Annotated in this window: 1 pseudogene; it reads left to right on the forward strand. The window is 66.4% G+C overall.

Features of this window, described 5'->3' with window-relative positions:
* Nucleotides 1-4: 4 nt before the first annotated feature.
* A pseudogene (locus IPU70_RS32680) lies at nucleotides 5-1,087 on the forward strand (sensor histidine kinase); the annotation flags it as partial.

The following is a 1,087-nucleotide window of genomic DNA, read 5'->3' on the forward strand; positions in this document are numbered from 1 at the left end:
CGCCATCCTGCTGGGAATCGCCATCGTCTTCGCCGTACTGCATGCCGCCACGCTCTGGGCGCGCGAAGGCGCCCTGAAAAATGCCGTCGCTCAGGCGCGCGGGGCGGCCCAGATCAACGCCGCCCTGCTGCGCAACAACCTGGATAAATTCCGCGCGCTGCCCTTCGTCCTGACACGCGACGTCGACGTGCGCGCCGCCTTGCTGGGAGGCGCGCGCGGGCAGATCGAATCCCTGGACGAAAAACTCGACACGCTCAGCCGCGGGGTAGGCGCGTCCGCGATCTATGTGCTGGACAAAAAAGGCTTGGCGATCGCAGCCAGCAACTGGCGCGAACCCGCCACCTTTGTCGGGGTGGACTACCAGTTCCGGCCCTACTTCCAGGGTGCAGTCGCCCATGGTTCGGCAGAACATTTCGCCCTGGGCACGATCAGCCACGAGGCCGGGCTATACCTGTCGCGGCGCGTGGACGACGCCAATGGCGCCATGCTGGGGGTGGTGGTTTTGAAGGTGGACTTTCGCGATCTGGAGGCCGACTGGCGCCAGTCCAATGCGCCCATTTTCGTCACCGACGAGCACGGCGTGGTGCTGTTGGGCAGCATCTCCGACTGGCGTTTCGACGTGCTGGCGCCGCTCTCGCCCACCCTGGCCCGGACGCTGCGCACCAGCCTGCAGTTCGGCGACGCCCTCTTCCAGCCTCTGCCGCTCAGGCCGCCGCTGCAGGCCGTCAGCAATGGACAACTCGTGCGCGCGGACGCAACCCTGCCGCAGATTCCCGCCGGCGCGCCGCTGCTGCACACCACCCTGCCCATCGTCGAATCGCCCGGCTGGACCCTGCACCTGCTGTCGCCCGTACAAACGGCCATCAATCAGGCGACCGCCAACGCACAATTGGGCGCATTGCTGGCGCAGAGCGCACTGGCCGCCATTGCCGGCATCGTGCTCTTTCGCCGCCATCGCAACCGCGAACGCGCCGAGCAGCAGGCTGCCGTCCATGAACAGTTGGCCTCGCTGGTCGACGAACGCACGTCTCAGTTATTGAGGCTGAACGAACAACTGGTCGATCAGATGGACGAGCGCCAGCGCACC

Source organism: Achromobacter sp. SD115 (assembly GCF_017355315.1).
In the GTDB taxonomy this organism is placed as follows: Bacteria; Pseudomonadota; Gammaproteobacteria; order Burkholderiales; family Burkholderiaceae_B; genus Achromobacter; species Achromobacter xylosoxidans_B.